The sequence below is a fragment of the Frankia sp. CgMI4 genome (genome assembly GCF_001756285.1).
Taxonomy (GTDB): Bacteria; Actinomycetota; Actinomycetes; order Frankiales; family Frankiaceae; genus Frankia; species Frankia casuarinae.
On the sequence record NZ_MAQZ01000046.1, the window covers coordinates 17,636 to 40,249 of the forward strand.

A 22,614-nucleotide genomic window follows, 5' to 3' on the forward strand; every position below is an offset into this window, starting at 1 on the left:
CGGCCGCTGTGAAACCGGGCCCCGGGGGCCGGGGGGAGAGAAGGCGGGCGTGAAGGTTCTGGACGCGGGGCAGCGCGACACCGGCACGGGGTTCCAGCGCTGGAGCAACGGTGATCTGGCGGCGGTGGTGGGGGCTGCGGGCGGGGTGGGGGTGTCGACGGTGGTGGGCCTGCTGGCGCCACGGCCTGTGAGTAAGTATTCGGAAGTCGTGTGAGGGCATGGTTGTGGGCGGCGTGACTGTGGGTCACGCCGCGCCGGGTGGTGGTCAGCCGGGTGGCTGTTTCCACGTGGCGAGGTCGTCGGGGCTGGCCAGCCAGGGCAGGAACCGGTCGAGGTCGGTTCCCTGTGGGGGTTTGCCGCCGGCTCGGCCGCAGGCGTCGAGGTAGGCGGTCAGGTAGGTCAGCGTGTTCAGTCCGTGCTTCTCGGCGGTGCCCAGGACGGTCCAGACGGCGGCGGCGAGGGCCGCGGCGTCGTCGGTGCGGGAGCCGTAGGCGTTCTTGCGGGTCACGACCGGGTGGCGCGGGGCGCGCTCCGCGGCGTTGTTGTCAAGATCTACCATGGGGTAGTCGCGGTGCGCGACGACCCCGTCCCACTCGCGTTCGAGGGTGGCGAGGGCGTCCTTCGCTGCGGGCTGTAGCCCTGGGGAGGCCTGCTGCTCGCGGCGGGCGGTGTCGATCGCCTCGATCGCGCCGTCCCAGGCGGTGTAGGCCTCGGCCAGCCGGGTGTCGGCGTCGGGGCCGGGGGTGTCGCGCGCTCGCGCCCACGCCGTGGCCAGTTCCCGGTGGGCTGTGTAGAGCGCGCGGAACCGGTCGAGCCAGGCCTTCTCCCAGTACTCCAGCTGGACCGGGTTCGACAGCCTCGCCCGCGGGAAGTAGCGGCGAAGGTGGGCGACGCGGTAGAGGTTGACGAGGCCGGCGCAGCGGCGGCCGACGGAGACGTAGACCGGGTGCCGGTAAGAAACCTGTCACCAGGTGCAAACGCGGATGATCTTGTGTTGGCTGGTCACGTGTCGCGTTGCGGGCGCGGTTCCTGGTCAGCCGTGGCTTCGGTGGTCGGCCGAGGGCGCCGTCCTACGATGGTGTGGTGACCGACACTGTGGGTGGCCGTGCGGCGTTTCAGGTTCTGGTCCTGCCCTACCGGCAGACCGGRCAGGGCACGGAGTACGCCTTGTTCCGGCGTGCTGATGCCGCCTATTGGCAGGGTGTCGCCGGTGGTGGTGAGGCGGGTGAGTCCCCGGCGCAGGCAGCCCGGCGGGAAACCGCCGAGGAGGCCGGTCTGGTCGGCGAACGTGAGTTCATCGTGTTGGACGCGCGGGCCACGATCCCCGTCGTCTACGTCACCGGGGAGTTCACCTGGGGGCCGGACGTGCTGGTGATCCCGGAGTACGCGTTCGGTGTCCGTGCGGAGGACGCCGAGGTGACGTTGTCGGACGAGCACACCGAGTTCGGCTGGTTCGGCCTCGACGACGCGGTGAAGGTCGTGCAGTGGGATTCCAACCGCACCGCTCTGTGGGAGCTGGACCATCGGCTACGCCACGGCATCGGTCACCGCGCCGCCTGAGCGACCAGGTCCGTGACCCCGCGGCCGAGCACTGTCGGGGTGTCCGTTCCCGACTCGCAGCGGGCGGCTGCGACCGACTTCGCGCACTCACGTAGTCGTCGACGATGCCCCCGCGCGTGGTCCGCGGTGAGGCGTGCGTGTTCGTGGGGATCGTCGAGGAGACCGTCGGGGAGACGCGCGGCGGTCAGAGCCGTGGTGCCCTGCCGGGTGTCYAGCCTCCGCCAGACCGCTGGTCTCGCCTCGCGGAACGCCATGTCGATGAACGCTGTGACCGGCCCGCCGGCGGCGCGTGCCACCGTGAACGCCGCTGCGACCGTGGCGGCGGGCAGGTAGGTACGGTTCTCCTCGTCGGCGAGGGTGCCGGTGGCACGGGTGAGGTCGCGGAGGGCGGGGAACAGGGCGATCGTGGGCGCGCGCAGCCCGATCGTGGTCGGTAGGGCGTGGACCTGGACCGGGCCGGCGGGGTTGAGGAACGCCAGCGAGTTCGCGACCAGTGCCACCGGCCCGGCGACGCCGGTCAGCAGGTGGAGCAGGGCGGTTGTCTTGCCGCTGCCTCGCCCGCCGAGCAGGCACACCGCGCCCGTCGGGGTCAGCACGCTCGCCGCGTGTAACGGGATCCGGGGGTCGAGGAAGAACCGCGCAGGATTGAACGCTTAGCGCCGTCCGGGGCTCACGAGTCGCCGGGCAGGAGTTCGACGGCGCGCAGGCGGTCGGCCTCGGTGGGCTTGGTGTAAACGCGCGTGGTGTCAGTGCGCGCGTGGCCGAGGAGCTCGGCGACCAGGACGAGGTCGGCGCCGCGGCGGAGCATGGCGGTCGCGAAGGTGTGCCGCAGGACGTGCGGGGTCAGGTCGTCGATCCCGACGGAGCGGCCGAGGTCGGCGACGACCTGGTCGACGGTGCGGGTCGACAGGCGGCGGCCGTAGCGGTTGAGGAACAGCGCCGGGTCGGCCTCGGCGTTCGGCCAGGCGGCCCGGGCGGGTTTCCAGTCGGTCAGCGCCCGGCGGGCCCGGGGGTTGGCCGGGATGGTGCGCGGCTTGCCGCCGTCGCGGCCCTTGCCGGCCCGGACGTGGACGGCTCCGGTGCGGGCGGTGACGGGCACGTCGTCGAGGTCGAGGGCGACGAGCTCGGCGCAGCGCACGCCGGTGTTGTAGAGCAGCTCGATGATCGTGCGGTCGCGTAGCGAGGGCAGCCGTTCGGCGGCGCGCAGCACGCGGCGGGCCTCGTCGTCGGTCAGGGCGCGAGGGGCCTGCTCGGGAAGGTCGGCGCGGTCGACGACGGCGCGGCCGAGGTGGCGCCAGGTGAAGAAGTGGTCGAGCGCGGTCAGGTGCGCGTTGATGGTCGCGGGCCGCTTCTTCGCGACCGTGAGCAGGTGGGCCCGGTAGTCGCGGACGGCGAAGTCGCGGGCGTGCGCGTCGGACAGCGGGTCGGCGCCGGTGGGGTCCGCGGCGGCGCCGTCGGTGTCGAGCCAGCGCAGGAACCCGGCGACCCGGGAGGCGTAGGCGCGCCGGGAGTGCTCGGCGAGCCGGACGTGGTCGAGCTCGGCGCGGTAGGCGGCGAACAGCTCGGCGTACCGGTCGGGCGGGCGTTCGCCGCCGCGCCGGCCGCGGCCGGTGGGTGGTGCGGTGGCGCTGGTCGTCACCGACCACGTCCTCTCGGGGTAGCGGCGGTTCAGGCGTGCGGCTGATGGTCCGGGTCGTAGTCGGTTCGCGGTCCCACCACGATGTCGTCCTCGGTGGTGGCCGGGCCGGCGACGTGGCACCGGCAGCGTGCGATGACGCAGCCGTACCGGCCGTGGTCGTCCACGGGGTGGTCGCACCAGGGATCGACGCAGCGCTCGGCGGTCTCGAGTTCGGCGGCCCGGTCCAGGAACCGGCCGGCAGCCTYGGGCTGGCGGGTGGCCTCGGCGCGGAGCCAGGCGATGAGCTCCTCGGTGGTCGCGGGCGGAGCGACGTCGGTGGTCATGGGTTCTCCGGTCGGCCAGGCGGCGCAGGTCCTGCGGGGTCTGCCGGACGCCTCGGTGCACTGTGTGGTGACCTCGCCGCCGTACTTCGGGTTGCGTGACTACGGCGAGCCCGGCCAGATCGGCCTGGAGCCCACGCCCGCGGCCTACGTCGCCCGGCTCGCCGAGGTGTTCACGGAGGTTCGCCGGGTGCTGCACCCGGACGGGACGTGCTGGCTGAACCTGGGCGACAGCTACGCGGGCAAGGCCAACGGCGGCCCGTCGGTGGGCCTGACACGCCGCGCCGACCGGGCCGAGCTGATTCCGCCGCGGCGGAACACCACCGCGGCCGCGCCCTACAAGAGCCTGCTCGGTATCCCCTGGAGGGTCGCGTTCGCGTTGCAGGACGCCGGCTGGACGGTCCGCAACGCGATCGTGTGGGCCAAGACGAACGCGATGCCGGAGTCGGTGACCGACCGGTTCGCCTCGCGTACCGAGACGCTGTTCCTGCTGACCCGCTCGGCGCGCTACCACTTCGACCTCGACCCCGTCCGGGAGACACCGGTCGACCCGACCGGCGGTGCTGAGTGGGCCCAGCGCAGGAAGCAGGGTGTGCCCGRCCGGCGGGGCCGCAACCCCGAGTCGTCGGTGACGGCCGCCGACCGCGACTTCGCCGCCCACCAAGCCGGCCGTAATCCGGGCGACGTCTGGCAGATCCCGGTCGCCAACTTCCCCGGCGCGCACTTCGCCGTGTTCCCGCCCGAGATCCCGCGGCGGGCGATCCTGACCGGCTGCCCGCCCGGCGGGGTCGTGCTCGACCCGTTCTCCGGGTCGGCGACCACCGGCATGGTCGCGCTGCAGCTCGGCCGCCGCTACGTCGGGATCGATCTCAACCCCGACTATCACCGCCTCGCGCTCCGTACCCGGCTGCTGGAGCGGCCGCTGCCCGGTATCGACCAGCCGGCCTCCTGACCAGGCCCACGCGGCTCGATCGGCGCCGTTGATCAGCGGTAGTAGGACATGTCGACCGTCATCGTCAGCCGCAGCTGCGGCGGTAGCTTGTCGCCGTCGTCGTCATAGCGCAGGTCCGCGAAGCCGAAGCCGAGGATCACCGCGTAGAGATGGTCGTTCATCCAGTCGCCGGCGGCGTGCAGCAGGTCGGACTCCTCGCTGCCGTAGAAGCTGACGACCTGGGTGGCGGAGCCTTCGTGGGCGATCTCGACCCGCACCGGGCCGTGGAAGGTTCGTGTGCGCCCGGTCGGGCGGCCAATCCGAGGCACCGCCGTGTCCTGCCCCGCTGGCCGGTCGCCATCCTCGGTCATGACTCCTCCTGATCGTTCTCGCCCGGGTCACGCAGAGGGCGCAGACCCGTGCCGGTGGGCGGGGCGGCGAAGGCGTAGCGGCCGAGCATGTTGATGTGCCGGTCGGCCAGCGGGGACAGCCGGGCGACGTCGAGGTCGTGCACGTCGTGGCCTGCGGTGCGCAGTGYGGTGAGGGCGGCGTCGAGGTAGCGGGTGTTCCACAGCACGACACCGACGCGGGCGAGGTTGACCCGGTGCCGGGCAATGGCGTTCAGCGRCCCGTAGTCGCCCTCGGCGTCGCCGGGCAGGGTGGCACGCCACAGTCGCTGGTCGGACAGGTCCGCGATCCGCGGGGAGAACCGGTAGCCGAGCAGGCGGAACAGGCCGAAGACGATGTCGGAGTAGCTGGCGGTGTCGGTCGCGACCATCTCCGGCTTCGGCCCGGCGTCGAGGGTGAGCAGCGTGTCCAGGATGTAGAGCGAGTCACGGACAGTGCCGGGCACGACGACCGCGCCGATCCCTGCGACCTGGTCGTTGACCGCGTTCAGCCAGGTCACGCCGCGTTTGAGCCCGAAGTAGCGGGGGCTGGGTCCTGCGTTGATCGTGCGGACCGGGACGACGAACCGCAGTCTGTCGACGGAGKCGACCAGCCCCCCGCCCCATGCCTGGGCGAGCCCGATCTGTGCCTGGGCGGTGATCAGAGCCGCGTTCGCCGCGGCGTGGGTGTCGGCGCGCAGGTAGTTCTGGTCGACGTGGGAGAGCCGGTCGCGGCTCAGCGCCGGCTCGCTCGGCTTGGTCACCGGGGTCAGCCCGACGTTGCATGCCTCGGCGACCAGCAGCGCTGCGAGGGAGATGTGCAGGTTCTCCATCCGGCTGCCCGACCCGCCCAGATGGGTGTAGGCGCCGAGGAACCCGGTCCAGGCGTGCACCTCCAGCAGCAGATCGGGCAGGTCGACACGGGGCAGCATCGCCGCGGTTGTCGCCCGCAGCGCGACYAGGCTGTCCGGTTCCCCGAGCGCCTCCAGCCGGCTCACGGCCAGGCGCATCCGCCCGTCGGCCGCCGGCTCGACCCGCACCGGGCTGTCCGGTCCGGCCTCGGCGAGCCGGTCGACGGTCTGGCGCCACGCGGCGTCCAACGAGCCGGCGAGCTCACGCAGGTGGGTCTCGACCGGGGCGGCCAGGCCGAGACCGGCGAGCACCTCGCCGCGGACCCGATCCCATCCCTCGCCGGCGAGCAGCCGGGCCCGCGGGTCAGACCATCGCTGCGAACGCACGGCGAACACGTCGCGCCGGCGCAGCGCCCGATGCAGCTGCTCCAGCACGCACAGCACGTAGCCGTCGCGGTCGACCGTGCCAGCCGGCAACGTCGGGTTGGCCAGCACCGCGCGCCGCCACACCGGCGGCACCAGATCGATGTCGACCTCGTCCGGGCGGATCCGGCGACGGCCGACCAGGTTCGGCAGTAGCCGGACCGCGTCGAGGACCGGCTGGCCGTCGCCGGTCGCTGCCAGCGGCAGCGCCTCGGCGAGCAGGAGGAGAAAAGGGCGGACCGTGCCGTAACGGCGGGCCAGCTCGGCGCGCATCACCGTCTCCAGGCCGGCGTCGCCGGGCACCAGCTCCTCGACCAGAGCGGCGGCCTCCAGCACCCGTTCCCGCGGCGCGACCTGCTCCACGACCGCCCAGGCTGCGGCGACGTCGAGCGCCTCGCCGGCCGTGCCGGCCAGCAGGCCCAGCAGCGCGGACGCCGCGCCGGCGAGGGTGACCGACGCCTTCTCCAGCTTCGGCAGGACGGCGAGGCGTTCCTGCTGCGCGGCGCGACGCGCCGGGTTGAGCAGCCGGGTGGCCATCAGCACGTCGAACAGGTCCAGGGCGTCGTCGACCGCCGCCGCTTCCAGACCGCGCACCGTCGCCAGCAGGGTCGCGGTACGCCGCGGCTCGGCGAGCTCGCGTAGCAGCGGCGCCTTGGCCGCCAGGCCGTAGCGGGCCAGCGTCGCCAGCCGGTTCGCTGGCACCCCCGACACATCCGCCGCGCCGGCGCCCACCACGATGACCTCGCCGGCCCGTGACAGCGCCCGCTCCAAGCCCGGCCCCGACGTCCGCGTCGGCCCCCGCCGCAGCCGCTCCAGCTCGCTTACCCGGGCACCCGGCGCCACCTCGAGGAGACTGCGCAGCCGTCCGGCCAACTGCGGATCGGCCTGCTCAGCCGCGACGGCGAGCTCCTGGTGCACCCGGTCGGTGGCCTCGCTGCGCACGGAGACCACCAGACGGGCCAGAACACTCACCCCTGGCAACAGCACCCGGCTACGGCGCAGCCACGCCGTGGCCTGACCGAACAGCGCCACCGGACCCTCTGCCTGCGTCCACGCCCGGCTCGCCAGGAACGCCCGCAGCTCCGTGRCTGCCTGCGGGTCGGCGAAGTCCCGGTAGCCGTAGACCGACCGGATCTCCCGAGCATGCTCATGCTGCGTCGGCAGCCGCTCGGTGTACCGCTTCACCACCGACGAGTCCGCAACGTCCAGCTGGCCCGCGAGATAGTCCACCACCACCCACGGCACCTCCAGCGGATCGCTCAGGAACGTCCCAAGGAACCGCACCGTGCCCAGCTGAACGGCGAACCCCAGACGCGAGTGCTCGCCCCGGCGCCGGACGACGAGCTCCCGGTCGGCGTCATCCAGAAAGAAGAACCGCTCCAACTCAGCCCGCACAGGTTCACCATCGAACCGCCCGTACGCCGCAACCTGCTCATCCGTCAGGAACTCCACCGGCACACACAGATCATCGACCCGGCGACCGCCAGCGACCGAACCGCCCTAACCGTTCAATCCTGCGCGGTTCTTCCTCGGACCCCTTACCGGCACCCCAAGTAGGGCGACCGCGCCAGCAGCTGGTCAGCTCGGACGCGGGGGACATGACAGCCGATCACGAGCGCTGCTTGACCTCCCACGGTTTGTCTCGCTCTCCGAACTGGACAGTGCGCCACATCGTCACCCCCGCGCCTGGCCCGATCCCCGCCTCGTTCCTGGAGCGCGTCACCCGCAACCTGGCCGACCGGGACCGCGCCGCCGGCGTGTTCGCCGGGCAGGATCCCCCCGGTACCTCTGCGAGCTGTACGGAATTGATCGCACTCTGTACCGGACCTACGACCTTCCCGCCGAACCCCGCCTGACGGGCGTGCGTGGTCTGCTCGGCGCGGCCTACCCCGCCTCCTCTCAGCCGAGTGTCCGGCCCCCGACGTCGGCGCCCGTACCCCGTACGGGCGTCTCACCCGGGCCAGAGACGGCCGGGCCGCGGCGGTCTGGCCGGTAGACCCGCCGGCTTCACCGGGTTACATGGTGATCTATCTAGATCATCTTCATCGGTGGGGCCGCGGTGAGTTCCCCGTCTCCGGGGGAGGCTGCGGCCGACGCCTGCCATCCTGTCCAGGGGGTGTCCTCTCCGGGGGAGGGAAAVCCCGCCGTATGATCTTCGCCGCGTCCGGCCGGRCAATACRCTCTCGAAGAGCTCCGTGTGTAGCGGTGTCGTGCACGACGCGGCCGGGAAACTCGGTCGTGTTGATGACGATGATGCGTCCGGTCTGGCCGCTTTGCTCAAGAACGGCGAGCCGGTGGCTGCTCGCCGGCGTTGTCGTTGTCGATCCATTCTGGTCGCGGAAGGCACTCGACAGCCCGGCGCGGGTGACCCAATGGCGRCCAAGAGTGTCGCGGCCGGCCTCTACGTCACGGCGTCCGCTTTCCCACCGCTGGTAGGTACGGTCGAGGAGAACTTGCTCGGATGCCTCCAGGCAGATGGCCTGTGGTGGTCCGTATCCGGCCCGACGGAACTCCGCGATACCGGCCTGCATTCCGCTTAGATCTCCGAGGGTGTTCTGCCATCCGACATTCCAGCATTCCAGTCCTGCATCCGTGCGACGGCGGCGACTCTGTGCGCGAGATAGGTTCCTTCGGCGTTGATCAGATCATGGAGTTCGGCGGGTACGACAGGTAYTCCGTCGAGGCCGTCACGTAGCTCGTGAGGGACAGGCAGAGTCCCCTGCGTAGCCAGCTCGTGTAGAAGTATGCGCATCAGCTCGTCGCGTTCRAGCATCAGTGTCCCGGACAGCTCCATCCCCTGGGCCCCGGCAGCGGTCAGGGCTGAGGATTTGCCGGCACCAGGCGGCCCGACGATCAGGCTAAGCTGTCGGCCAGGATGGGGCAGTTGGCCGTGCTGGGCGACGTGAGCTGTCAGGTAGCGGTCGACGACCCGGTCATAGATCGCGGCACGTTGCTCGCTGGGAACACCACCGGGCAGGGCCTGGTCTGCGGTGGCGTAGGGAGATCTGGTCGACAGGATCCCGCCGGGCGCAAGCAGAGTTTCCAGCGTGTGGGCGTAGCTCCGGTACTCGTCCGAGGAGGCCATCTGTCTATCAGGTCAGGTCGCTACGGTGGCGGCGTACTTGGGCGACGAGCGGCCGCGGCAGCAGGCCGGCATCACCAGCCGCCTCCACGACAGCGAAGCTGTCCGACCATGGCTGAGCCTCATCCCGGTGAGGGTCATGGGCTTGGTATGGCCAGATAGCGAGGATCTCTACCAGCCGTTCACTGGGAAGGTCGCCGCACACATACAGATCGATGACATMGGCGAGTTCCCACCGTCCCTCGTGAAGATACGGGCCGGGGGCATGCAGCCGCGCCGCGTCCAGTGCACCACGCACTGTCGGATCGCTCAGGATGACCAGGGGCAGGCCCATCGCGGCATCCTCGCGAGCCGCGGCCAGTGCTACACGGCCAAGCGAACGGTCGGCGATACGCAGTCGTGCCTGGCTTGCCGTCCGTTCCTGCCAGGCATGACGAACGCGCTCAGCCGATGACGATGAAGCAGAAGGAGTCACGAGTCGCCGTCCTGAACGTCGTCGAAACCCGTCGTCGGTAAGGCGATGAGATGGGCGGTGTCGTTGTGGGAAACCAACGTCCACCGAGCCGAGCCGATCTCGGGAGTACGGTGCACCCAGCGGGTCAAAGAAGCATGCGCCACAGTGAAGGCCACCCGCGCCGAGGACCCGGCGGGTAGACCCAGCAGCAGGGTATGCATCGCCTCGACGGTTTCCGCATGCGCGAGGATGAGAATCCGCTCGCCAGCGTGACGCGTGACGATGTTCTGCAAACAATCGGTCGCCCGGGCGAGAAACGCGTTCCAGCTCTCGGCACCGGCAGCGAACGGGCGGTCCGGCTGGTCAGCAGGACTCGAGCCGAACGCCTCCCAGATATCCGTCCACGGCTTGCCGTCGGCGTCACCATGCGCCGGGCCGGACAGACGTGGCTCAATGTGCGGCGTCAARCCAAGGCGTAGGGAGATCACGGCGGCGGTCTCACGGACCCGTCGCCGCGGCCCGGCATACACCACATCGAACTGGCGGTCGTGGTGCATCCATTCCAGCCGCCGGCCCGCCTGGTCTACTTGGCCACGCCCCCGCAGCGTCAACCCGGTGCAGCCCCGGTCGCCGCCAGCGATGCCCGCGAGATTGCAGTGCGCCTCTCCGTGCCGAACCAGCACAACATCCGTGTCCACCCRCACCCCCGTTCCACTGCCATACATGATCAAACCGGCACAATCCGCGTTTCCAGCACACAACCCTATTACGGCCTGTGYGCACCTGCTGACTGAACGGGCCGGTGAATGCGAGTCAGGGGTTCGGAGGCCMGCGCGGCCGCGAGACCATCACCCATCCCACAGACCGACCGCTGGCGAGACAACCCGATGGACGGCGCACTGTGCGCTACCACCACCGTGATGTCATCGCGTTCGTCGAGGCTCGCCACGCCGCAGCCAGCCCCCGGACAGAGGGCGGATTGGCGTCGGCGGTTTCGCGTCCGGTTGGGGTACACCCCAACACCACACGATCAACTAGCGCGAGAAGTGTCAGGTTAGAGTCCGTCGCAGCGTTTCTTGACGTATGTCTACTTGGTTCTTAGAGTCCATCCTGACATTTCAGGGTGCGGAAGGGGTCAGGGCGGATGCGGGTCGGCTACGTCAGAGTCAGCAGTGCCGACCAGAACACGGTGAGGCAACTTGACGGGGTGGACGTCGAGCGGGTGTTCGTCGACAAGGCGTCCGGGAAGGACAGCGACCGGCCGAAGCTCGGCGAGATGATCGCGTTCGTCCGCGACGGCGACACCGTGCTCGTGCACTCGATGGACCGCCTCGCGCGCAACCTCGACGATCTGCGCAGCACCGTGCGGATGCTGACGGGCAAGGGCGTGCGGGTCGAGTTCGTCAAGGAGGGCCTGACCTTCACCGGTGAGGACTCGCCGATGGCGACCCTGCTGCTGTCGGTCATGGGCGCGTTCGCCGAGTTCGAACGCGCCCTCATCCTCGAACGCCAGCGCGAGGGCATCGCCGCCGCCAAACAGCGCGGCGTCTACACCGGCCGCAAACCCGCCCTCACCCCCGACCAGGCGCGTGATCTGCGCGAGCGCGCCGCCGGCGGCGCGCGGAAGTCCGACCTGGCCAAGGCGTTCGGCATCAGCCGCGAGACCGTGTACACCTACCTGCGGGCCGCACGCCCGGCCGGATGTGGCAGCGGATCTCCACCATCTGACTCACGTGACCGCGCCGACGGCGCTGTCACCTGCCGGTATGGGGCGGCCTGCCCGGGATCGTCGGCGACGCCGGGATCGTCGATGCAGCCGAGTCGGACGGTGACGGGGGCGACGCCGGCGTGACGCCCGCCCGGGTGGGAGGGAAAGCAGCGCCGAGCAGGCCGGCCACGGCGGGCGGACGGGCGGGGGCCGGGCGGGGCTCTGCGGGATGCTCGTAGGTACGCCGTAGGGCGCGGTCCGGCCCGTACAGCTCGCCGCGGTAGCGTGGTGGATCCTGTCCCTCGGCCGGCACTGTCCCCGCCGCGGTCGCGTTRACGTCGCCGCGCAGATCCCGGCTGTCGACGGCGACGATCTGGCGGTCCGGGCTGTACATCTCGCAGCGGACCAGAAGTGCCGCATCGTCCCCGACCTGCCCGCGCAGGCGGGCGATCTCGTGTGCCACGACGCTTTCGGCCACACGGTGCGGGTCGGCGTCAGCCCGGGGCGTTCCGACGCCGTACAGCACCCAGCTCTGTCCACCGTCGGCGGAGACGAGCAGCTGCCCACGTGGCCCGGCGGTCGGACCTGCCGCCGGCGCTGGGGCGTCGAACTCCCACCGTCCGCGCCGCAACTGCAGCCAGTCGACCGGCGGCGCCGGTTGCCCGGTGTGCAGACTGACCCAGTCGCGCAGCATCTGCCGGTTCTCCGTCGACGCCCTGCCGGGGTCGATGCGCACCCGGGCTATCTCCACGTCGTTCTCGGTCAGGACCAGGGGAGCGGTCGTCGCGCTGCGGCTCAGGGCGTAGCGCACGGGTTCCGCCGGCCCGGCCAGCGCCGGCGCGGCCCCCTGCGTACCGGTAGCGGCATGCTCGGGATCGTCGGGCAGGTAGGGCAGGTCTTCGACGTCGAGCCCTGCTGCTGCGGCCGGTACGCCGGCCACCGCCAGCTCGGAGATGCCGGTCTGCGGGTTGAGTCGGAAGTGTTCGAAGGTGCGCCAGCAGGCCTCGAGGATGAGGCCGGCTTCGGTGTGGTCCCACCAGTGGGGGCACCAGCGGAACTCCCCGCCGAGTGGCCGGGCGAAGGCGGGGGCGAAGAACTGTTCGACGAACGCGACCACGTCCGGGTAGAGCGGGTCGGCCTGTTCCTGCTGTTCCTGTCCGCGGCTGTCGGCGCTGCCCGCCGGGGCGGTCGGGGTGCTGGTGAGGTCGCTGAAAGCGGCGTCGTGGTCGTCGATGGCGGTTTCCAGGCGGGCCAGGCGGGCGGTGAGCGCGTCGAGTGTCACCTGCAGGTCAGAGGTGGGTGAGGGGGCTGTCATCGGTCTCCTCCTCGCCGGCGGGGTGGGCGCCGGTGGCGCGGGCGGTCAGGGTGGCTTCGGCGGTACGGATGGCGGCGGTGATCTCGGTGGCGCGGGGGCCGGTGTACCAGGGGCGCAGGGCGATCGCGGCGATGCGGGAGCCGGTGGCGAGCAGCAGCGCGCGGCCTTTGGGGATGGCGCGGATGTCGGCGGCCTCCAGGATGCGCTGGCGGCGGCTGCTGACCGTGCTGGAGGCACCMTGCGCGGAGTAGCTGATCGAGGTGGTGTCGACGTCGTGGTCGCCGACGAGGCGGGAGAGGTCCTCGGCGAGGCGCGGGTCGTCGATGCCCGCGCCGATGATTTTGATGGTGGCCGCCGACCACAGGGCGTCCATGCCGGCCTCGCCCCACACGCGCACGCCCTGGCGGTAGGACTGCAGGATGGTCAGGGGGACGATGCCGCGGCTGCCGAGGTGGGAGTACAGGTCGGGCAGATCGGCGATCTTGCAGATGTTCGCGGCTTCGTCGAGGACGAGACTCAGTGGCGGGTCGAGCCGTCCACCGGAACGTTCGGCGGCGACGACGGCCGCGCGGACGATCTGGTCGGTCAGCGCAGCGACCAGCGGGGAGGCGGCACCTTCGTCGGTCTTGGACAGCAGGTGCAGCACGTCGCGGCCGGCCGGGATCGCGGCCACGTCGAGGCGGCGGTCGGTGTGGCCGGGGGTGACCCAGGCGAGGATGCGGTCGTTACGCAGGCAGCGGGCGGCGGCGCGGGCGGTTTCGTAGACACCTTCACGGGTTTCCGGTGCCCCGGCCTGCCGTCCGCGCAGCCCGGCGGCCACCGCCGGGTAGCCGCCGGCGGCGAGCAGCTCGCCGGGCACGGGGCTGGCGGAGTCGTTGAGCCACTCGTAGACGTCGAGCAGGGTGCCGCCGCTGCTGGCGGCGGCGAGGAACAGGGCGGCGAGCAGATCCCCGGCGGCGGCCTGCCAGAAGTCCCCGCCGGTGCGCTCGCCGCGGATCTCCTGGAGGAAATGCCCGGCGAGCCGGTCGGCGTCCTCCACGGCGCGCACGGCGGCCAGCGGGTCCCACCACCAGGTCTGGGGGGCGTGGGCGATGGCCTGCGGGTCGAACGTCCACACCCGGCGGCCGTCGCCGGCCCGCGGTCCGGCGGTGGCGGCCCACAGGTCGGCCTTGTTCCCGGTGGCCAGCACCGGGCCCGGCGCGGCGAGGGTCATCGGGATCGCCAGCGCCGTGGTTTTCCCGGCCCGGGGAGCCATGACCGCCAGGAGCACGTCCTCCCAGGATGCGCGTAGCGGCAGCCCGCGGGGCAGCAGGTCACCGAGGAGCAGGCCGGCGTCGTCACCGAGCCGGCGGGCATCGGCATCCGACAGGGAGGGGCGCAGCGCGCGGGCACGGTCGGCGGCGCCGGCAGGGGTGAGCGTGGCCAGGTCGGCCGGGTCGGCGAGGGAGGGCAGGGCAAGCCGCCAGGGTGCCGAGCGGCGCCGACGCCGCCGTGCCCGGCGCACGGCGCGCACGGCGACGACGGCCAGGGCGGTGGCGGCGGCGAGGGCCAGCACGGCGAACACCACAACCCACCCGGCCGGGGTTGCGCCGGTGGCCCGGGTGGCGTCGCCGGCGAGCACGGCGGTGACGAACGCGCCGAACGCCGGTGGATGGCCGCCCCCGACGACGGCCGCCAGGCGGACGGTCATCCATGCCAGCCAGCCGACGCCGATGCTGCCCCACAGGCCGCCGAGGATCACCCAGGGCAGGACCGGCCCGCGGCCGTTCACCGCACGTCCCACATTGCCGCGTCGCGGATCGCGGCGTCGGAGTCGTACAGCTCCGCCTCGGCGGGCAGCAGGGTCATCTGCACGGGTATCCCGAGCCTCCCCCCGGTTTTGATCAGGTATTTGCCGCGGCCGGGGTGGCGGGCGCCGGCCCGCCAGGAGTCCGGCGCGCTCCAGGAGGTGACGAGCTGTTCCTCGGCGTCGGTCAGCGGGGTGATCTGCTGGACGCGGGCGAGTTCGCGGGGCGGCAGGCCGGCGAGCACGGTGATCGCGGCCCGGTCGATGAAGCCGGCGGCCTTGGCCCGGTCCTCCTCGGTGGGTAGCGCGTCGAGGTCGGCCAGCGAATGGGTGACCATGAGGCTGGCCATGCCGCGGGCCCGGTTGAGCCGGGTGAGCGCGTCGGCGTGCTCGACGAGGCCGGGGGCGCCGCGCAGCGCCCGCCACAGCTCGTCCATGACCGCAAGATGGGGTGCCGGTAAGAAACGTGTCACCAGCCGCAAACGGCGATGATCTAGCTGGCCTGCGGCGGGGCGGCGTCGAGCTGGTGGCGGGTCCGGCCGGCGGCGCGGAGTTCGCGGAGGTCGGGGATGTGGTTGTAGAGGGTGCCGGGGCTGACACCGAGGAGCTTCGCGATCGAGGTGACGCTGGCGTCCGGGTTGGGGAGCATGTCGCGGGCGGCGCGGATGATCTCTGGGGTGGCGACGGTGGGCCGGCCGCCGACGCGGCCGCGTTCACGGGCGGCGGCCAGGCCCTCGCGGGTTCCAGTAACGATGAGCTCGCGGATGAACTCGGCCAGCGCCGCGAACACGTGGAACACGAGCCGGCCGCCGGGGGTGGTGGTGTCGAGGTTATCGTGCAGGGAGGTGAACCCGACGCCGCGGCGGCGTAGGTCGCCCACGGTGGTGATCAGGTCTTGCAGGGAGCGGGAGAGCCGGTCGAGGGCGGGCACGACGAGCGTGTCCCCGGGCTGGGCGAAGGCCARGCAGGCGGTGAGCTGGGGGCGGTCGGTGTCGCGGCCGGACTGCTTCTCGGCGAAGATCCGCCGGCAGCCGGCGGCGGTGAGCGCGTCGATCTGGCGCTCGAGCTTCTGCCCGCCGGTCGACACCCGGGCGTAGCCGATCCGGATGTGGGTGAGCACCGCCGGCTCGGCGGCGAGGAACTTCGCGGGCTCGAAAGCTGCGGTCACGACCGCGATCATCTCAGCAAACGGTCCCGCCGGGGTTGTTGACGGTGCCGGTTTTTGAAGGAGTTTTTGACGACTCCAGGACTGTTGTGGATCATCTCGGGCCGAGCTTCAGGAAACGTAGGTTTCTTGAAGCTCGGCTACTTCCAGGGTGGCGCAGAAACGCTGCGAAGCAAGTCCTCTATCGCGTTGGTGGCCGGGGCGCCTGGCCCGGGTGAGGCGGGAGCGTGYGAGGCTGCGCGGGCGGGGTCCGTGGACCGGGTCTGAGAGATGGTGGCCGGGGGAATGCCAGCGCGTGGAGATCCGAGCGGGGAGGGGACCAGCCGCGTCCTGGTGCCCAGGTGCTGGTCGGAGACGCTGTGGTCAGCTCTGCCACGAAGCCTGCCGCGGCGCGTTCCATCGCGTCGAAGTCGGGGTAGCGCGCGAGCTGTGGCTGGTCGGCCTTGAACGTGTTCACCGCCGACCGCCAGGGAACGTCGAGTTCACCGGGTCTGCGGCCGGCTCCGTAGACGTGGTAGGGATGGGGCAGGCCATCGCGGCCGAAGCGGACCTGGTTGTTGACCTCAAGCGCCTCCCGCATGTGACGGGCCTCCACGGAACAGGTACGGATCATGTAGTGGATGTCGAAGAGGTCCTTGTAGCGGTGGCGAGGGCCAGGTGCGACCTGGCGGGACGAACCGGGGGCTGGCCCGCTCAGCATGGAGATCTTGTCTGCGAGCTGGCTGGCCGTGGGGTACATCATGGGGGTAACGGGCGCMAGGCCGGGCACGGCGATGCCAACGATGGACCGTTCGGCGTGGTGGGCCGGGCCGAACAGAGGAACCCGGTCGGGCGGCTTGATGTCGATCTCAAGTCCGATTGGGTCGTCGACGGGACGTGCCTGGCCGGGCCCGTATCTCGGGTCGATCGGCTGGGCGACKATCACTCCCATGATTTTCCCGCTGTCGTAGACCCTGACATCGGCGCTGTAGCGGACCAGTCCTCCAAGGCCCAGCCCACGCTCAGCTCGGGCGGTGTCGCCCGCGTTCACCGTGACCGCATCCACAGCCTGCTTGACATGAACGCCGTAGGATTCCGTGATGTCGAGAGCGCACAGGTCCAGATCGAACGCGGATCGGGMCATCACATACGCGGGATGGATTTCGTTCGGCTGAGCGGGAAGAAAGTCGGCAGGCCACGAGAAGTCTGTGGCGGGCCGGGAAGGAAGCGCCAGCGAACCGAAGATGATCCAGTCGTGCGGGGTTCGGTTCATGAGGCGCGCTGCGAAGTCCCCGGTCAAGATCTGGTGAAGTGCGCGGTCGGCATTGAACTCCGCTGCGCGAGCCCGATCGGTGACGTAGGAACGGAACTCCGACCATGAGGGGAACGCCTCACGGAACTCCGGCCCGATGTGGGAGTCGGGATTATGGCTGTCTGTGTCGGCCATGGGCTTGACTAGCGCTGCGGGTGGACGGGGAAGTCTACGCTGTCCTCGTCCGCCGCACGCAGAATCGACTCCAACGAACCCGCGGTTTCACCGCTGTAGGGCGATGTCCTGGCGGTTACTTCCAGACCTCGAGCCAACTCGGTCTCGTTCGCTAGGTGGGTGCGCAGAAAGGCGTGGGCGACGCGGCCGAGTTCGGCGAGGTCGAACCGCCCGCTGTAGGTTAGATCGCGCAATGTGCGTGCGGGAGTGGTCACAAAAAGATCGGACCGGGTCGTCCACTCATCGGCAGCTACCTCGCCAGAGTGCAGGACGATGCCAGGATGAGAGCTCCTTGGCCGGGCTGGGCCAGCGGGAAGCGTGAACTCCACGCCGAGTCCCGGCCGGTCACCAATCCCGTAGACCCGCAGCGCCGTGGCATGGGAGACAACGCCGCACCCCGGGGCATCCCGCAGCCACCCCGGCCGCTCCGGATCCAGCATCAGCCACTGGCTGTACAGCCGCGGAAAAAGATGCCTCCCACCAGCGCGAATACGCATCACCCCCTCGATGACAGGCTCAACGACCCCTGCTTCTTTGAAACGCCCAAGCTCGACGACGGAGACACCGGCTCTCTCCGCTTGCCGCTCCGTGACACACCCCCACTGACCTTCAGCCAAATCACATAGCGTAGCGACCCGATCGATCATGTGCTTATGCTAACGTATGGCGCCCGTTGGTGTAGACCGCGCAGACACAGCGCAGGGCACGGAGGGCGTGGACATGAGCAGCGAATGGCTTACCACGTTGGAAAGCGGTGAGGAACCCCACGTTCTCCATCGAATGCGCACTGGATGGGCAGTGCTAGGCAGCACGCAGCATCTCCCCGGCTACTGCCTGCTCGTCTACGCCGGATCGGCAAACCATCTGACTGACCTTCCCCGCCCAGAACGAATGGACTTCCTTTTTGACCTGTCCCTTCTCGGCGAGRCCGTCTCGCAGGTATGCGCGGCTCGGGACGAAGACTTTCTGYGGATCAACTACGAAGTGCTGGGGAACCTCTGGCCGCATCTCCACGGCCATGTACACGCACGTTACAGGTGGGAGGAGGAGAGTCTCCGGGTCGRCCCCGTTTACCTATATGGCGCGGAGCGGACGAAGAAGGAACACGCGATTAGCGCGGCACACAACCAGCTTCACGCCGATCTACGAGCGGCACTATCCACCCTCACACGCGACGCGTATGGCACGTGACGAGCGTCGTTGAACTCTCCTGGCGAGGGATGCGGTTACCAGCCGKACCCGGCATGTCTCAGTCTCTTCCCCCCGACCCGAGGCATGCCAGGCTGTTCGGGTCTACACCAGCGGCGCCGCGGCGGACACGCTGAGTGTCAGGCGGCTGGTCATGTCGAGTTTCACCTCGCCGTACGGGGCGACGTGCGTCCAGAATAACGGGGTCAGGCCGCGCAGGTCGGCGTCGGTGAGCTRCTCGGCCCAGTCGTCGTCGGCGAGGACGTCCTGGACCATGAGCGTGTTGACGTAGACCAGGGCGGCCTGCAGGACCCGTAGGCAGAGGACGGAGAGTTCCTGTTCGTCGCGGCGGTTGGTGGCGATGTCGCCGCCCTTGCCGAAGAAGATGACGCTGTTGGCGCGGTTCCAGGACTCGACGACGTTGAGGCCTTCGTTGATCTCGCGTTGCAGGTCCCGGTCGCGCAGGTAGCGGGCGACGAACAGGGTCCGCTGCGCCCGCCCGACCTCGATCATGGCCTGGTAGGTGGGGTGGATCGCGTTGGTCCGGGTGAAGCGGCGCAGGATCGCCTCGGCGGAGGCGGTGCCGGTCCGGATCGCGGTGGCATATTTGATCATCTGGTCGTACTGTTCGGCGACGACATCCCAGCGGATCGGCCGGGTCAGCGCCGGACCGAGCCGCGGGTAGGCGTCCGGTTCGCCAGCAGCCGGCCGGTAGAGCCGAACCTTGTTGATCCGTTTGATACGTGGGAGCAGGTCGAAGCCGAGCAGACGGGTGATCCCGAAGCCGATCTCGGACTGGCCGTGGGAGTCGACGTAGGYGCCCTCGACCTCCATCGCCGTACCGTGCCGGATCGCGCCTTCGACCATCGCGGCGACCTCGGACGCGGTGCAGCTGATCAGCTGAGAGTGGATCGCCATGCTTTTACGTTCGACGTGCCAGTAGATCAGCACGCCGCGGCCGCCGTAGCGGGAGTGCCACTCGGTGAAGATGTTCTGGTCGAACGCGCCGAAGTGCGTCGAGTCGCTGGCCACCGCGGTGGAGCCGGCGCCCCAGACCTGCTGCGCCCGGGCGGCGAAGGTGGCGTTGGCGATCTCGACGGCGACCGTGCGGGCGAGCTCGGCGGTCAGATACCGGCGGCGCACGTAGCGCAGGTCGTCCTCGCTGTGGCCGTTCTGCGCGTTGCCGGCGACCGCGCGGATGCCGGTGTTGGTGCCGTAGGCGTAGATCGCGAGCATCAGCCGTTCGGCGAGCACCTCGGGGGCCAGGTCGYCACGGCCGGCCATGGTGGTCGCGGTCGCGAGGCAGCCGGTGCGCAGGACCGCCTCCTTGAGCATGTCGATCAGGGGGACGGTGCCCCACCGGGTCCGCACCTCGGCCTTGAGGCGGCGCAGGTTGCGCGGTTCGGGTGCGGCGTCGAGGTYGGTCAGCCGGATCGGGCCGTTCCTGCCCCGCTCGGCGATCTCCAGCCAGGGCAGCTTCGGCAGCGCGGTGTCGAGCGCCGCGAGTTCGGTCCGCATCTCCTCACGTAGCTGGTCGATGAAGGCGGTCGGGTCCAGCGGCTTACGCAGGGCGGCGTAGTGCGTGGCGCGCTGGGCCTCGAAGTCGGCTGGCAGGTCTTCATCGGGGTTGCGCCACTTCTCCGCGCCGACGACCCAGATCTCCTTGCAGCGCAGGCTGTCGCGCAGGGCCTGGAAGGTGCAGATCTCGTAGACGCCGCGGACGACCCGCTTCGGGCCTTTGGCCCGGTCGGTGAACACCAGCTCGTTCCAGTCGCCCAGCAGCCCCTTGTGCGTCGGGACCGTCTCGCCGGCGGGGAGGTACGTCAGCCGGGTGTCGGCGTATCGGCGGATCAGGTCGAGGGCGTCGAGGACCGGCCGGTGGGTGTCGTTGTTCGACCGGAACTCCAACACGTCGAGCAGCGCGATCAGCCCGCGCCGGTAGTGGTTCGAGTACGACGCCTTCAGCGTGGTCCGCACGGTGCGCCGGTACACCGGCCCCTTCGTCTTGAACTCGGCCACCAGCTCCCGCAGCGTCTGCTCCCCACCCGCGACCGCCGGGAACACCACCTCACGGACCGGCTCGTCCGGACTGCTGAGCGAGGCCTCAGCGATCGCGAACAGGATGTTCTCCTTGCCGGTCACCCGCTTGAACGCGTTGATCAGCTCCTCGGTGACCTTCCGGTCCGCCCGCGCGCCGATCCGGTGCACCGTCGAGATCAGCAACTCCACCAGCGTGTCAGTGATCTCCCCGTGCCGGTGGTGCAGCAGCGCCGCGAGCAATGTCAGCATCAGCGGGTCGGGATGGTCACGCAGGTGCGACGGGGACTCCACCGCGGCCCGGGTCCRCCACGCCGCGACCACCCGCGGGGCGACATCGGCGAACAGACCGTCGGGYAGGTCGACCGCGCGGACCGCACGCAGCTTACGGATCTCGGTCAGCATCGAGTCCAGGCTGACGTTGCCCGGCACCGACTTGATCAATGCCAGTGCCGAATCCTGACCGGTGTCGTCGTCCGGGACATCGACCGCGACCAGGGCGCGGATCAGCCACATCTACCAGAACTACGTACGGGCCGAGACGCACGCCGCCGCGAACGCCCCGCTGATCGCCGGGCAGGCCGACATCGCCACCGCGCAGGCGTGGGGYGGGGCCTGGTCGCCGCGGTCGACGGCACCCGGTTCGTCGTGCCGGTCCGCTYGATCCACGCCCGGCCGAACCCGAAGTACTTCGGYCGGCGTAAGGGCGCCACCTACCTCACCATGGTCAACGACCAGGGCGTGGAGGTGGCCGGAATGGTGCTGTCGGGCACGCCGCGGGACTCGCTGCATGCCATCGACCTGATGTACCGCAGGATCTTCAAGACCCTGCACGTGCTGGCCTACGTCGACGCCGAGTCCTACCGGCGAGCTATCAAACGGATGCGCAACCTGCAGGAAGGCCGCCACGGCCTGGCTAAGCACGTCTTCCACGGCCGGCGYGGGGAACTACGCGAGCCGTACCACGCCGGCATGGAAGACCAGCTCGGCGCGCTCGGCCTGGTCATCAACTGCATCACGTTATGGAACACGGTCTACCTGGACGCGGCGTTGGACAAGCTGTGCGCCGAGGGCTACCCCGTCAACGGGCCGACGGGTCAGGCACCGCCTGCGGTGACGACGGCGTCGGTGAGGAACCCGGCGGTAAGCCCAGCCAGGATCCCGACGTAGAGCAGGTCCTTGCGGCCGAGGCGCGACGCCACCCCGATGAGCTGCACGACGACGTAGAGGATCGAACCCGCCGCCAGCGACAGGAAGATCACGCTCAGCGGGTCGCTGGTGAACTGCCGGCCGATGGCAGTGCCCGCCACGGTGGGACCGCCTCCGATGAGCCCACACAGCAGCAGGAAGCCCCAGCCGGGCCGGTCGGTCTCGGCGGCGAGCGGCGCGACGATCCCGAAACCTTCGGTTGCGTTGTGTAGCGCGAAGCCGATCACGAGGAGGGTGGCCAGGGCGATCTCACCCCGGCCGGCGCTGCCGCCGATGGCCAACCCCTCACCGAAGTTGTGCAGGCCGATGCCCACGGCGATGGTCATCGCGAGCCGGCGGGCCGGGGAATGGCCTGACTCGACCGGCGGTGTGCGTGCGGTGAGCTCGTCGGCCGCCATGGCACCCGGCCCGACGCGACGCGGCCGCCCGGCCGCATCGACGGGCTGTGGCCGGTGAGAACGGCGCGCGAGCGCACGTTCGTAGCCGAGCAGGCCMAGGAGCCCGATGGAAAGGCCGCCCAGAAACAACGCTCCGTACCCGAAGACTGGCGCGAGGCCGCCCGTGTGGTCATGCACCTTGCCCAGCGCGGCGTCGAGAGGCTCCCAGGCGTGCGCGAGCACGTCCCACACCAGGAAGATCAGGATACCGACCGCTGTCGCGTTGAGAAACTGGCTCACGGCCGGCATCGGCCGGCGCAGCTGGCCCAGCGGAAGACCGAGCAGGATCGTCACGCCCGCGACTAACCCGAGAATCAGTGTCCGTGTCTCGCTCACATCAGCCCCGTCGTCGTGTCCCCCACCGATGGAGCCGAAGCTTAGGTTAACCTCAGCTACGACACAAGCATGCGATCGCAAGCCGCGCTTGYCGCGGGAAGCAGCACCCGGACGTGCCCCGGCGCACGCCGATCCGGCGAGGCCGGCGACGTCATCTGGCACGAGTTCATGGGCGAAGTGGGCCGAGACCGGCCCGGCCGTACACCCTCCACGGCTATGAGCTGTTCAAGACCAAGCATCCGAGYCGTCTTCCAGCCGTAGGGGCCTGATCCAGGGCGGGCTGAGAGCTGAGGCGTGTTCGAGGTCGGATCTTCGCGGGCGA

General features: G+C 70.4%; 20 protein-coding genes and 3 pseudogenes. 6 read left to right on the forward strand and 17 right to left on the reverse strand.

Going from position 1 to position 22,614, the window contains the following annotated elements:
- Positions 1-49: 49 nt before the first annotated feature.
- Entirely contained in the window at positions 50-214 is a 165-nt protein-coding gene (locus Manayef4_RS24760) for a hypothetical protein (protein WP_023840318.1), read from the forward strand.
- A gap of 51 nt (positions 215-265) precedes the next feature.
- Here the strand turns inward: Manayef4_RS24760 and Manayef4_RS22415 are convergent.
- Positions 266-883 (reverse strand): annotated as a pseudogene (locus Manayef4_RS22415) (transposase); the annotation flags it as partial.
- 200 nt (positions 884-1,083) lie between these two features.
- On the opposite strand from Manayef4_RS22415, the gene Manayef4_RS04695 reads away from it, so the two are divergent.
- Positions 1,084-1,560, forward strand: coding sequence for an NUDIX pyrophosphatase (locus tag Manayef4_RS04695; RefSeq protein WP_198031032.1), 477 nt, complete (start codon positions 1,084-1,086; stop codon positions 1,558-1,560).
- Here Manayef4_RS04695 and Manayef4_RS04700 read toward each other — a convergent pair.
- The 3 genes from Manayef4_RS04700 to Manayef4_RS23865 form a co-directional block, all read right to left on the reverse strand.
- Entirely contained in the window at positions 1,545-2,156 is a 612-nt protein-coding gene (locus Manayef4_RS04700; RefSeq protein WP_011436755.1) for a hypothetical protein, read from the reverse strand. The genes Manayef4_RS04695 and Manayef4_RS04700 overlap by 16 nt on opposite strands.
- 74 nt (positions 2,157-2,230) lie before the next feature.
- Positions 2,231-3,199 carry a tyrosine-type recombinase/integrase gene (locus Manayef4_RS04705; protein WP_011436756.1) on the reverse strand — a complete coding sequence of 323 codons (969 nt, stop codon included), beginning with the start codon at positions 3,197-3,199 and terminating at the stop codon, positions 2,231-2,233.
- A 29-nt stretch (positions 3,200-3,228) separates the two neighbouring features.
- On the reverse strand, positions 3,229-3,522 hold the full coding sequence (locus Manayef4_RS23865; RefSeq protein ID WP_139140002.1) for a hypothetical protein: 294 nt from the start codon (positions 3,520-3,522) through the stop codon (positions 3,229-3,231).
- On the opposite strand from Manayef4_RS23865, the gene Manayef4_RS04710 reads away from it, so the two are divergent.
- On the forward strand, positions 3,521-4,471 hold the full coding sequence (locus Manayef4_RS04710) for a site-specific DNA-methyltransferase (RefSeq protein WP_175443323.1): 951 nt from the start codon (positions 3,521-3,523) through the stop codon (positions 4,469-4,471). The genes Manayef4_RS23865 and Manayef4_RS04710 overlap by 2 nt on opposite strands.
- A 32-nt stretch (positions 4,472-4,503) precedes the next feature.
- Here the strand turns inward: Manayef4_RS04710 and Manayef4_RS04715 are convergent, their stop codons facing one another.
- From Manayef4_RS04715 to Manayef4_RS04740, 5 genes are all read right to left on the reverse strand, one after another.
- A complete protein-coding gene (locus tag Manayef4_RS04715; RefSeq protein ID WP_011436758.1) occupies positions 4,504-4,821 on the reverse strand; it encodes a hypothetical protein in 318 nt (105 codons plus the stop codon).
- The gene (locus Manayef4_RS04720) at positions 4,818-7,568 is read right to left on the reverse strand and encodes a Tn3 family transposase (protein ID WP_070130762.1); all 2,751 of its coding nucleotides are present in this window, start codon (positions 7,566-7,568) and stop codon (positions 4,818-4,820) included. The genes Manayef4_RS04715 and Manayef4_RS04720 overlap by 4 nt, the downstream gene beginning before the upstream one ends.
- A 1,078-nt stretch (positions 7,569-8,646) precedes the next feature.
- A complete protein-coding gene (locus Manayef4_RS04730) occupies positions 8,647-9,195 on the reverse strand; it encodes a hypothetical protein (RefSeq protein WP_070130763.1) in 549 nt (182 codons plus the stop codon).
- A 7-nt stretch (positions 9,196-9,202) separates the two neighbouring features.
- Positions 9,203-9,526, reverse strand: coding sequence for a hypothetical protein (locus Manayef4_RS23870; RefSeq protein ID WP_139140003.1), 324 nt, complete (start codon positions 9,524-9,526; stop codon positions 9,203-9,205).
- A gap of 137 nt (positions 9,527-9,663) precedes the next feature.
- Positions 9,664-10,344 carry a histidine phosphatase family protein gene (locus Manayef4_RS04740; protein WP_254665455.1) on the reverse strand — a complete coding sequence of 227 codons (681 nt, stop codon included), beginning with the start codon at positions 10,342-10,344 and terminating at the stop codon, positions 9,664-9,666.
- Positions 10,345-10,790: 446 nt separating this feature from the next.
- On the opposite strand from Manayef4_RS04740, the pseudogene Manayef4_RS04745 reads away from it, so the two are divergent.
- Positions 10,791-11,348: pseudogene (locus Manayef4_RS04745) on the forward strand (recombinase family protein); the annotation flags it as partial.
- 52 nt (positions 11,349-11,400) lie between these two features.
- On the opposite strand, the gene Manayef4_RS04750 reads toward Manayef4_RS04745, so the two are convergent.
- From Manayef4_RS04750 to Manayef4_RS04775, 6 genes and pseudogenes are all read right to left on the reverse strand, one after another.
- Positions 11,401-12,669, reverse strand: a complete 1,269-nt coding sequence (locus Manayef4_RS04750) for a DUF4913 domain-containing protein (RefSeq protein ID WP_083282272.1) — start codon at positions 12,667-12,669, stop codon at positions 11,401-11,403.
- The gene (locus Manayef4_RS04755) at positions 12,644-14,452 is read right to left on the reverse strand and encodes a TraM recognition domain-containing protein (protein WP_070130766.1); all 1,809 of its coding nucleotides are present in this window, start codon (positions 14,450-14,452) and stop codon (positions 12,644-12,646) included. The genes Manayef4_RS04750 and Manayef4_RS04755 overlap by 26 nt, the downstream gene beginning before the upstream one ends.
- Positions 14,437-14,904, reverse strand: a pseudogene (locus Manayef4_RS04760) (hypothetical protein); the annotation flags it as partial. The pseudogene Manayef4_RS04760 and the gene Manayef4_RS04755, both read right to left, overlap by 16 nt.
- Positions 14,905-14,948: 44 nt before the next feature.
- Entirely contained in the window at positions 14,949-15,635 is a 687-nt protein-coding gene (locus Manayef4_RS04765) for a recombinase family protein (RefSeq protein WP_023840304.1), read from the reverse strand.
- Positions 15,636-15,801: 166 nt separating this feature from the next.
- On the reverse strand, positions 15,802-17,046 hold the full coding sequence (locus Manayef4_RS04770) for a nucleotidyl transferase AbiEii/AbiGii toxin family protein (protein ID WP_070130767.1): 1,245 nt from the start codon (positions 17,044-17,046) through the stop codon (positions 15,802-15,804).
- Between the two features lie 8 nt (positions 17,047-17,054).
- Positions 17,055-17,582, reverse strand: a complete 528-nt coding sequence (locus tag Manayef4_RS04775; RefSeq protein ID WP_134351093.1) for a hypothetical protein — start codon at positions 17,580-17,582, stop codon at positions 17,055-17,057.
- A 283-nt stretch (positions 17,583-17,865) separates the two neighbouring features.
- Here Manayef4_RS04775 and Manayef4_RS26550 point away from each other — a divergent pair, with 283 nt between their 5' ends.
- Positions 17,866-18,276 carry an HIT domain-containing protein gene (locus Manayef4_RS26550; RefSeq protein WP_349257424.1) on the forward strand — a complete coding sequence of 137 codons (411 nt, stop codon included), beginning with the start codon at positions 17,866-17,868 and terminating at the stop codon, positions 18,274-18,276.
- Between the two features lie 102 nt (positions 18,277-18,378).
- Here the strand turns inward: Manayef4_RS26550 and Manayef4_RS04785 are convergent, their stop codons facing one another.
- Positions 18,379-20,826 (reverse strand): Tn3 family transposase, encoded by a 2,448-nt coding sequence (locus Manayef4_RS04785; RefSeq protein WP_070130769.1) that lies wholly within the window; start codon positions 20,824-20,826, stop codon positions 18,379-18,381.
- Positions 20,827-20,913: 87 nt separating this feature from the next.
- On the opposite strand from Manayef4_RS04785, the gene Manayef4_RS23880 reads away from it, so the two are divergent.
- Positions 20,914-21,480, forward strand: a complete 567-nt coding sequence (locus tag Manayef4_RS23880; protein WP_070130770.1) for a Tn3 family transposase — start codon at positions 20,914-20,916, stop codon at positions 21,478-21,480.
- Here Manayef4_RS23880 and Manayef4_RS04795 read toward each other — a convergent pair.
- Positions 21,408-22,292: a ZIP family metal transporter gene (locus Manayef4_RS04795; protein ID WP_070130771.1), complete on the reverse strand. Its 885-nt coding sequence runs from the start codon at positions 22,290-22,292 to the stop codon at positions 21,408-21,410. The genes Manayef4_RS23880 and Manayef4_RS04795 overlap by 73 nt on opposite strands.
- Positions 22,293-22,614 lie beyond the last annotated feature (322 nt).